The following is a 10,728-nucleotide window of genomic DNA, read 5'->3' as shown; positions in this document are numbered from 1 at the left end:
ACGATCTCATCGAAAAGCCTGGGTTGAAGGAAATTCTTTCCTCAACGTTCACACTTACGCAATGCTACGTCCTTTTTTGATTCTAGAAAATACTCCTTTATCGGTGTAAAAGCCGCGCTTATTGCTCACAACTCGTTATATCTCCATAAAAATAGTCTTTTATTTATATTAATATCCGGATATCGACACTTTTCATGATTCTTTTTCGGTTTTTGTTATTCTGGTTTTTCGGAAAGGAAAAAGGAGAAAAATACAATAATATCAATTAATTATACAATTAAATCGAGTTAGTAGATTGATTATTAAGTTGGTAAGGTTTTAATGGTGAAATTTATTAAAATGTTGGCGAATAAAAAATAAGGTAATATATTTATTATTCGGGTTTTATGCGTTAGTGACCATGCTTTGCAGGTCAGCCTATTGCTTTTCCTTTTTTTATAATAATCACAATAGGGGAGGAGTTGAAATTGAAAGTAAATTTTAGAATATGTTTTATCAGGAAAACGCTTATAGATAAAATTTCACATATTGATCTTTGAAATATAGCGCTTGTTTTATTTGTTCATAGGCTTGGAGATTATTAATAAAGTTTAAAACGAAAAATAAAAGGAGCTTGTACAAGCTCCCTTTAAAATTTTATAATAATGAATTTTATAAAATTCCTTCATCGGCAAAGCTCAGGTAATTTCCTTCGCTATTGATGATCAGGTGATCCAGTAGTTTAATATCCAGTGAAGACTTACCCGTTTTCGGACAGCTCTAAATTACACAATTTTTCTTTTTTCATTGGGTCTAGACCCAATGAAAATTCTTTATAGATCTGATTAGGGCTTTTTCTGCCCATTGATTTATGTGGGTGATATTTGTTATAATCTTCCCTAAAGCCCTCAGCTATCTGTTGTACTTCTTCTAAATTCCTGAAGATGTAAGCGTCCAAAACGTCTTCTCTAAATGTTTTATTGAACCTTTCAATGTAACCATTTTGCGATGGTTTTCCTGGTTGGATATAATTGATCTCGATTCCTTCAGTTTCGCAGTAGGACATAAATATTTTTGAAATAAATTCTGGCCCGTTATCCACTCGTATTTGTAAAGGTTTGCCATAAACCTCTATGGCCTGCCTTAGATATTCCACAACACGTAGGGCAGGCATTGATAGTGCTGAAGTGGTACATAGCGCTTCCCTGTTATAATCATCAATAAGGTTAAATACTCTAAACTTTCTTCCTGTCATTAGGCCATCACTCATAAAATCTGCACTCCATACCTGTCTTGGTGCCTGAGGTTGATCCAGGGGAGTTTTAACACGAGCTGGAAGACGCTTTTTACTCTTCCTTCTCAATTGCAGACCTAAAAGCCTGTATACCCGAAGGACTCGTTTCCGGTTCCATTTAAAGCCTTGTGATCGGATCCTGTAGAAATAGTAATCAAATCCCCGATTAGGTTTGATCTCACTCATTTCTGTAAGTTTGTCTATTACTTCAGAATCATCCCTCTTGGTCTTATAATACCACATAGAGCGACTTAAGCAAACCAACTCGCAAGCTCTCACAATACTCAACTTCTCCTGCTTAACTACTTGCTCGGCCAATTCCTTACGTTCACAAGGCTTTAAAGCTTTTTTTCAATAATATCTTTAAGGATACGATGGTCAAGGCTCAAATCAGCATACATCTGCTTTAGACGCTGATTCTCTTCCTGGAGCGATTTAAGTTCTTTGAGTTGTTGAGCATCCATACCTCCATACTTACGCTTCCAGCTATAAAAGGCCGCCGTGGTAATTCCTTTGTCTCGGCAAATGTCGGTAACCTTCATTCCCGATTCGTACTGTTGAAGTATTGCAATTATTTGTGCTTCTGTAAATCTGCTTTTCTTCATAACTTAAAAATAGTTGATTTTTAAACTGTATGAAAAACAGGTAAGCCTTCACCAGAAAATCACAGGTCTTTTGAATTTTGGAGGTCAGTTTTTTATCGACTTCGCTGGCCTGTAGTTTTCCTGAGGGGTGGTTATGGCAAACAATTATTGCGGTAGAAAGACTTTTTAGAATTAGGGCAAACATAATTCGCATATCCACTAAGGTTGCGGTAATTCCACCGGTCGAGATCTGGCAAATCCCTTTAACGATATTGGAATTATTGAGGAGCATCACTTTAAAAGATTCCTGCAATTGAATTTCGTTTTTATCCCAATTGGTATAGTAAAGATTCGCTGCATCCTGGGAGCAGGTAATTTTGGGACAATTAGAAATTGTTATCCGGTCTTTGTAGCATAGTTTTATTTCGTTAACTTTAGAAGACATAATTAATAGATTAAGGTTAAATAAAGGGGGTGTTAATTCTGGAGAGGTTACACCCCTTTTTTAATGATATTGATTAAATTTACAGCCCTAAGCTTTAGGTTTTAGATGATCTCAAAAAGCAACAAGGGCGCGAAGGGGTTCCGCCCTTGTTATTGAAGTTTAACCCTTACTACCTAGTAGTAGAATTTCACTCACTAAGATTTCGGTCACATAACGTTTATTCCCTTCCTTATCTTCGTAAGATCTGGAAATCAGTTTGCCTTCGATGGCAATTTCCTTTCCTTTCGGCACATAGTTTTCGATAATCTCGGCCTGTTTATTCCAAGCAACAAGGTTATGCCATTGAGTATCCTGAACAGATTCCCCTTTTTGGTTTCGGTAATAGTCATTAGTAGCAAGACTTAAACGCGCCACTTTTTTGGAGGTGTCAAGATTAGTAATTTCAGGAGTGTTTCCCACATTTCCGATTAACTGAACTTTGTTTCTAATAGTACTCATAATAAAAAGATTTAGAGGTCTACCCGGAGGCAGACGGTTACACATACATTGAACTAGTTTGAAAAAATGATTTACTTATTATATCCGGAAGCGTTTTTCCTGCCGCGGCAGGCAAGCCTTTTTTTGATTTTTTAGTTTCCCTTCCGAATAGATATGTCGCTGTTGATTTCATATTAAATTGTTTTGATCTACTTCCCATAGAGCCGTATAGCTGTTATCTTTTTTTGATGCTGACACGATTTCAATATTTTGGATTGATAAGGACTTATAAAAGCGAGTAGGGGAGCGGTTTATGCAGTCCGGTTCAACTCCAAAATGTTGGTGTTTTGCGACCAAAAAAAGAATAACTGTACGGCCCGGTAGGGAATCAAAAACCTTATATGAAGAATCGGTAACCTTCAGAAAGGAAACTAAATGCAAGAATGGATAATAGCAATTGAAATTAATTATCTGATTTAAGGTAAGTACTTAAAGTAATTTAAATAGTATTAAGCTATGTTAACTGTTATTCTAAATAAGTTGAAAGAAGACTAATGAATATGTGTTTTTGAGTAAGTTTATAATCTGTTTTTTAACGAATTATGTTCTAATTTTCAATATAGGATGAACATCACATTTTTCACCTTTTATTATTTTCACTATAATTTATTAAAAATTTTTCACCCTTTTTTCTAGTTTTTAGGTCTTATGTAGGGGAGTCATAACCCCAATCCATAAACTAAATGGTGATTTTTCCAATTTGTACAAATCAAATTCAAGGACATCATTTTGTTAAGTAGTTTGTTTTATAAGTCTCTGGATTAAATGAATGAAAATTGAATTTATGTTAAAAAAAGTTTTAGTTCTTAGTTTAATTATTTTTTATCAAATAGGATACAGTCAGGTTGGAATAGGTACTTCTGATCCTGATCCTTCATCAATATTAGATATTAAAAGTTCTAATTCTGGAATCTTGTTTCCAAGAGTGAAATTAAAAAGTTTATCCAATACGGATCCCATTAAAAACCCAGCCTCGGGACTGATAGTTTATAATGTTGAGGAACAAAATAATGTATTTAAAGGATTTTATTTTTGGAATAATAATGAATGGCAGGAAATACTTTATAATCCAAGAAGATTGGGCACACGGTACAATGAAGATGTAAAGCTTATAGCTAACGATCTAATAATGGCTTCTATTAATAGAAATAACAGTATTAGTTTCGGAAAAGAAGCTGAAGCTGAAAAAAATAATTCTTTTGCGTTTGGACATTATGCAAACTCAATTGGAGAAAACTCATTTGCTTTTGGGACTAATTCCAAATCTATAGCACCAAGATCATTTGCTATCGGAAATAACTCATTATCTAATACAATTGATTCATATGCTATAGGCGGCGACAGTAATGCGAGTGGAGAACGTGCCTATGCAATTGGTGATGGAGCAACTACAAGTGCGAACCAATCATATGCCTTTGGACATGGAGCCATGGGTTTAGCTGATAATTCTTACGCCATAGGATATATGGCAGAGACTAGAGCGAACAATTCCTATGCTTTAGGACAGCTCTCAAAAGTCCTTGGAGATAACTCTTATGCTTTGGGAACTAATGCAATTACGAACTCTAATGATACTTATGCCATAGGAGAAAGAGCAAATGCTAAAGGTAATTTTTCAATGGTATTTGGAAATTTTGCTAAAACGAATGGTGTTAATGCTATTGCAATTGGACGGGACGCTAATGCTAATGCTGATAATGCAGTGGCGATAGGAACAGGAAGTGTAGCCACTTCACCTTATAGCATCGTTTTAGGGGCCAACGCTGACAATAATTACAAGGTTGGGATTGGTATTAGTGATCCTTCAGCAAAATTGCATGTGAATGGTAGTTTTAGACTGACTGATGGTAGTCAAGCCGAAGGTAAAGTTTTAATATCGGATGCAAGTGGTAAAGCTAGTTGGGAATATTTAAATTCGGTACAAATATTAAAGTTTACAAAAACAATTGATATAAGAATGATTAACGGAAATAGCAATACGATATTAAATATTCCAATACCTTCGAATTCAAGACCAATTACTAAAGCAAGTTCAGTTTATGTCACTATGGAAAATAATGTTAGTGATCAAGTATCTATTATATGGGCTAAAATTTCAGAAGTAGATAATTTACGTTTGAAACTATTAAATGATGGAAACGATCTGATTGATGAAAGCTTGAAATTTTTTATTACGATTATTCCTTTTTAAACTGAAACGGATTCTTATTTCACACCTTCAATTATTTTGATCTAGTTCGTGTTTTCGAGAACTTAATTCTATCATGCTCTATTCAGTATAAAGTAAATATTTTATAAATAATTAGTCTCTTTTATTACTTAGTAATATGTTGATCCCTCTCTTGTAAAGATTTTTTGTGTACAATAAAACATATTTACGCTTAAATCATTGATAAAAAGTAACCTCGATAAAGTTTTCAGATGTTCTATTATGCGATCCTATAATTTAGTCTAGTCTGGACCTATTGATTTAGAAGTCACTTTCTTCATTTTCAGAAAACAATGTTAAGTTGCTTTTGTTATAAGATTAGCCATTATGTTGCTATTAATTCATTTCATATATCATATAGGAAAAGGATAATATCTTGTAATTTATATGATTTTTAATATTTATAAAATTATTATTTTCGTAAATTATATGGATAAAAATTAATTTATTCGTTTTGTTTTAATTTAAAAATTAATATAATTTTAATAATTGTAATTAAATACGATTTACTTGAAAAACGGAAATAGGTATATAGAAAAAATTTTTAAAGAAAACTACAAAGAGCTATGCACTATCTGTTTCTATTATTTGGAAGATATAGAAGAGGCAGAAGATGTTGTCCAGGATGTCTTTGTCGATCTAATTAAGAAAGATAAATTTAAAATAATTGATGATCCAAACGCATACTTAAAGGTGGCAGTACGAAATTCTGCATTTAAATTAATTGCAAAGAAAAAGAAAGAAAGATTACTGGAACAGGAGTTATCATTAATGAATCAACCCGATGAAGAAGAATCAAATTCCGGAGAAGAAATTAACCTTTTAATAAAAAAAGAATTAGAAAAATTGCCTCCTCAATGTAGACGTATTTTTATGATGTGTGTAGTTGAAGGGCAAACTTATCCAGATGTGGCCGAAGCATTGAATATCTCGGTGAATACTGTGAAAACTCAGGTTAAAAGAGCCTATAAAAAACTACGTACGAATATCCCTTATCGTCAATTATCCCCTATTTTAATTATTAAATTTTTATTTTTTTAGAAAAAATTAATAAAAATATTATTTAATGTCACCCTGTATCTAAGTTTTCTGCTCCTATATATAGACAACAGTCTTAAAATAGATACTTCGATGAAGATTAATGATTTAATAGTAAAAAAAATAGTAGGAAAATTAAGTCTGAAAGAAGCACAATTTTTTGATGAATGGCTAAATGAGTCTGTTAAGAACCGAAAATTTTACGAAGGATTAAAAGAACTTCATTATCGTAAAAACGAGGAGTTCCAAAAACTATCAACACTAGATGTAGATCAAGCCTGGAAAAAGGTTCACTCTAGATCTTTTAACAATAATAGAAAATTATTTCCGTACAAATCGGTATTCAGGTATGCTGCAATATTGATTGGAGTGTTGCTTATGAGTACGTTATTATATCAACAATTTTCAATTGTAAATGATGATTTTGAGATATCTAATAATGTGAGACTTACTCTCGCTGATGGTAGCTATAAATATTTTTCCGAAGATTCAGTAGAATTCTTAAAAGATGATAATGGAGATACTATACTGAGATATAGTAATAATGTCATTACTTATTACAAAGGCGAAAACGCTGGTGCCTTCAAATCGAATTATCATTCTTTAAAAATTCCGAATGGAATAAAAACCAAGATTCAGTTTTCTGATGGCTCTAGTGTATTTCTGAACTCCGGTTCCACGCTTAAATATCCAATAGCATTTACAGGTAATGTTAGGGAGATTCAATTAACAGGTGAAGGTTTTTTTAAGGTTTCTAAAGATAAAACACATCCCTTTGTAGTGAATAGTTCCAATTTGAATATTGAAGTACTCGGAACGATATTCAATGTTAGAGCTTATCCTGAAAATGCAGAAATTGAAGCTGTATTAGTGGAAGGAACAATTGCATTGTCATCAGATAATCCGCGCCATGTTCACCAGTATTTTATGGAACCAGGAGAGCTTGGGATATGGAGTAATACAGAAAAGCCAGTGATTAATGAAGTAGATACAGACTTATATACTGGATGGACTGAAGGGAAATTAATCTTTCAAAATCTAAATTTTAAAGAGATTTCTAGAAGACTCGAACGCCAATATAATATTCAAATAGAGAATCACTATAAAGCATTAAATGAAAAATCTTTTACGGCTACTTTTGATGTCGAAAGCTTGGAAGATATTTTGGATTCTTTTAAATCTCATACTCCCTTTAGCTATAAAATCAGTGAAAATAGAATAGAAATTTATGAACCTTAAATTAAAATAAAATTAAAAAAGAAGTAGAATAAAAAAATCAGGAAGTGCTGGAACACCTCCCGATTTAGAATAAATGATTATTTATTAACCATTAATGCATTACAAAAATATGAAAAATCGTCTTTTAAAAAAGACTAAATGCCTGTATTGGCTTAAATTTAGTAAAACGATGAAACTAACTGTGTTTCTCCTACTGGTTTCAATTTTCTCTTCCAATGCTAATTCTTACTCTCAGAAATCCAAAATAAGTATCGATCTCGAGGAAGTATCGGTAGGAGAGGTTTTAAAGGAAATTGAGAATTTAACGGACTACAAATTCTTATTTGATAGCAACGAAATCGATATAGCTAAGATTGTTTCTGTAAAGGGGACCAAGCGACCCGTGAAAAATATTTTAGAAGAAATCTTCCAATCAGAAAATTTAGAAATTCGGTTGCTTAAGAAGCAAATTATTCTAAAGAAAAATTCCGATAATACTCAGACGCCTGTAGAAGTAATTAAAACTTCCCGATCTAATATATACCAAAAAACTATCAGTGGTGTAGTCATTTCAAAAGAAGATAGTTTGCCGTTGGCGGGTGTGAATGTAATGGTAAAAGGAACGAATAAGGGGGTAATCACGGATTTCGAGGGTGCTTATACCCTTGAGGCAAGTATTGGGTCTACTTTAGTATTTTCTTATTTGGGATTTCGAAATCAAGAAATTATAGTAGAAGACGAAGGTTCAATTGATGTTAGTATGGTGGTGGATCAAGAATCTTTGGCAGATGTAGTTGTGGTTGGATATGGAACCAAAAGGAGAGAAGAAATTTCTGCATCAATAGCCAGTGTAAAATCAGAAGATTTTGTTCAGACTTCAACGCCAGATGCGACACAATTGTTAAGGGGAAAAGTAGCAGGTTTAAACATCATAACGCCTGATGCTAATCCTCAGGCCACTTCTCAAATTTCTTTACGAGGAGTTGCAACGCTTAATTCTGGGAGGAGTCCGTTAGTACTTATTGACGGAGTTCCTGGTAGTATGAATACGGTATCTCCAAATGATATTGCACAAATTGACGTATTAAAGGACGGATCTGCTGCTGCAATTTATGGTACAAGAGGAACTAATGGTGTTATTTTAATCACCACTAAAAGTGGTCAAGGGGTTATGGAACCAACTATAGAAATGAATTCTTATGTTTCCACCCAGCAAATTATTAAGAAGCTTCCTGTGATGACTGCAGCGGAATACCGTGAGAGAGCTGATGCAGGGCAACCAGGGGCAATAGATCGTGGTTTCAACACGGATTGGGTAGATGAGATACTTCAAACACCTTTTAACCAAACCTACAGTCTTAGTATTAAAGGAGGATCGAATAAGACTAATTATATAGCTACTGTGGATTATACTTCTAATGAAGGGATAGTAAAACGCTCTCGTATTAATGTGGTTTATCCAAGATTGTATGTGAGCCACAAAATGTTTGATGACAAATTAAAAATAGATGCAAGTATCAATGGATTTAAGAGATCTTTTGGAATTCCCTACAATGATGCTGTTTATCAAAACGCAGTAATATATAATCCTACAGCACCTATAAAGGATGATGATGGAAATTGGACAGAAAGCGCACGGGAAATGTATGAAAATCCACTAGCACTTCTCTATGAAACTGAAGGAGAAAACAAAATTTCGAATTTCAGGATGTATTCGGCACTAAGTTTTAAACCTATTGAAGATTTAACTTTTAAAGTTTTAGGTTCTCAGGAAACTACTAATCAGTTTAGCGGTTATTACGAGACTATGCAGCACCGTTCTACTACTATACAGGGTAGAAATGGATATGCGACTCGAAACACCTCACGTACTCAAAACGATATGCTTGAAGTTACTGCTGAATACCGTAAGTTATTTAGTGATAAGCATTCTATAAATGCTCTGGGAGGTTATACATGGATTCGAAATAATTATCAAACTGCGGGAATGGTCAATTGGGATTTTCCCTCTGACGATTACTCGTATAACAATATTGGTTTGGGAGAAGCATTGCAACTAGGCTCTGCAGGCCAAAGTACTTATCAGGCTGCTGATAAACTGGTGGGATATTTTGGAAGATTGAATTATAATTTTGATGGCAAGTATTATTTAAGTGGTAGTCTAAGATATGAAGGATCTTCTAAGTTTGGAGAAAACCATAAATGGGGTGTATTTCCTGGTATCTCTGCTGCATGGAACATGGATAATGAATCTTTCTTGAGAAAATTTGAAGATTTAAGTTATTTGAAATTAAGAGGAGGATTCGGAGTAACTGGTACAGTTCCTACAGATCCATACCAGTCTCTAATTACATTAAACCTTGGTGGATTTGGGTATTATAATGGGGAATGGGTAAACTTATTGAGGGCTGGTTCAAATCCTAATCCGGATTTGCGTTGGGAGAAAAAAGAAGAAATTAATATTGGGGTTGATTTTGGCTTTTTTGAAGAAAGATTAACCGGATCTCTAGATGTTTACAGGAGAGATACTAAAGATTTAATCTGGAATTATTCGGTACCTGTACCGCCATACTTATACCCAACCATCGCAGCAAATGCTGGTACACTAAGAAGTGATGGTATTGAAATATCTTTGGGGATTGTCCCTATAACAAATGAAAATTTCAATTGGAGTACAAATTTTAATTTTTCCACTAATCGAAGTATTCTGAGATCACTTTCGAACGATGAATTTATCTCGAATGGTTTTAGCGATCTAGGAAATACCTTGGCGCCAATTCAGCAAACTACACATCGAATTCAAGAAGGTGAACGTATTGGTAATTTTTTTGGATATAACTCAATCGATATAGATGAAGAAGGACACTGGATAATTGAAGGTCAGGATGGAACTCCAAAACCTATTATTGAGCAATCACCGAACGATAAAAAAGTAATTGGTAATGGATTGCCAAAGTATTACATCAACTGGAATCACTCCTTTGCTTACAAACGATTTGATATGTCCGTAACCATGCGTGGTGCTTTTGATTATCAAATTCTTAATATGGCAAATATGAATTACGGTGTTCCTGGGGCGCTTACAGATAATAATATTTTCAGAACAGCTTTTGAGGATGTTTATAGTAAACGACCGCTTGCCAATGATCAAAGCCCTCAATACGTAAGTTATTTTGTAGAAGATGGTGATTACTGGAAATTTGATAATGTGACTATTGGATTTCGTCCAAAACTGGAAACTATTCAGTGGATTGATAATTTAAGAATATACGGAAGTGTAAATAATCTGGCAGTTATTACTGGATATAGTGGTATTGATCCTGAAGTCAATGTACAGGGCCTTACGCCGGGGCTTGATGATCGTTATAGGTATCCATCGGCCAGGACTTTTACTTTGGGAGTTAATTTAACATTGAAAAATTAG

The 10,728-nt window shown here is 33.8% G+C and carries 9 protein-coding genes; 4 read left to right on the top strand and 5 right to left on the bottom strand.

All coding sequences use genetic code 11. From position 1 onward, the window contains the following. Nucleotides 1–651: 651 nt before the first annotated feature. The 5 genes from BM201_RS18275 to BM201_RS17520 all read right to left on the bottom strand — a co-directional run bounded on the left by BM201_RS18275 (nt 652) and on the right by BM201_RS17520 (nt 2,800). Nucleotides 652–732, bottom strand: a complete 81-nt coding sequence (locus tag BM201_RS18275; RefSeq protein ID WP_092545063.1) for a JAB domain-containing protein — start codon at nt 730–732, stop codon at nt 652–654. Between the two features lie 7 nt (nt 733–739). Then, a complete protein-coding gene (locus BM201_RS17535; RefSeq protein WP_245758693.1) occupies nt 740–1,552 on the bottom strand; it encodes an IS3 family transposase in 813 nt (270 codons plus the stop codon). A 59-nt stretch (nt 1,553–1,611) separates the two neighbouring features. Further along, entirely contained in the window at nt 1,612–1,878 is a 267-nt protein-coding gene (locus BM201_RS17530) for a transposase (RefSeq protein ID WP_092545057.1), read from the bottom strand. After that, nucleotides 1,760–2,302, bottom strand: a complete 543-nt coding sequence (locus BM201_RS17525) for a JAB domain-containing protein (RefSeq protein ID WP_245758691.1) — start codon at nt 2,300–2,302, stop codon at nt 1,760–1,762. The genes BM201_RS17530 and BM201_RS17525 overlap by 119 nt, the downstream gene beginning before the upstream one ends. Before the next feature lie 159 nt (nt 2,303–2,461). Next, nucleotides 2,462–2,800: a single-stranded DNA-binding protein gene (locus BM201_RS17520; protein WP_092545055.1), complete on the bottom strand. Its 339-nt coding sequence runs from the start codon at nt 2,798–2,800 to the stop codon at nt 2,462–2,464. An 808-nt stretch (nt 2,801–3,608) separates the two neighbouring features. On the opposite strand from BM201_RS17520, the gene BM201_RS17515 reads away from it, so the two are divergent. The 4 genes from BM201_RS17515 (at nt 3,609) to BM201_RS17500 (ending at nt 10,728) form a co-directional block, all read left to right on the top strand. Beyond that, complete coding sequence (locus BM201_RS17515; RefSeq protein ID WP_092545053.1) at nt 3,609–5,030, top strand: hypothetical protein; 1,422 nt, start codon at nt 3,609–3,611, stop codon at nt 5,028–5,030. Between the two features lie 528 nt (nt 5,031–5,558). Continuing rightward, nucleotides 5,559–6,089, top strand: coding sequence for an RNA polymerase sigma factor (locus BM201_RS17510; protein WP_175487086.1), 531 nt, complete (start codon nt 5,559–5,561; stop codon nt 6,087–6,089). Between the two features lie 90 nt (nt 6,090–6,179). Next, complete coding sequence (locus BM201_RS17505; protein ID WP_092545049.1) at nt 6,180–7,325, top strand: FecR family protein; 1,146 nt, start codon at nt 6,180–6,182, stop codon at nt 7,323–7,325. A 169-nt stretch (nt 7,326–7,494) separates the two neighbouring features. Next, nucleotides 7,495–10,728 (top strand): SusC/RagA family TonB-linked outer membrane protein, encoded by a 3,234-nt coding sequence (locus BM201_RS17500; RefSeq protein ID WP_175487085.1) that lies wholly within the window; start codon nt 7,495–7,497, stop codon nt 10,726–10,728.

The sequence above is a fragment of the Zunongwangia mangrovi genome (assembly GCF_900112105.1).
In the GTDB taxonomy this organism is placed as follows: domain Bacteria; phylum Bacteroidota; class Bacteroidia; order Flavobacteriales; family Flavobacteriaceae; genus Zunongwangia; species Zunongwangia mangrovi.
Note: the sequence above shows the minus strand (reverse complement) of the source record. Positions and strands in the feature narration are given on the sequence as shown.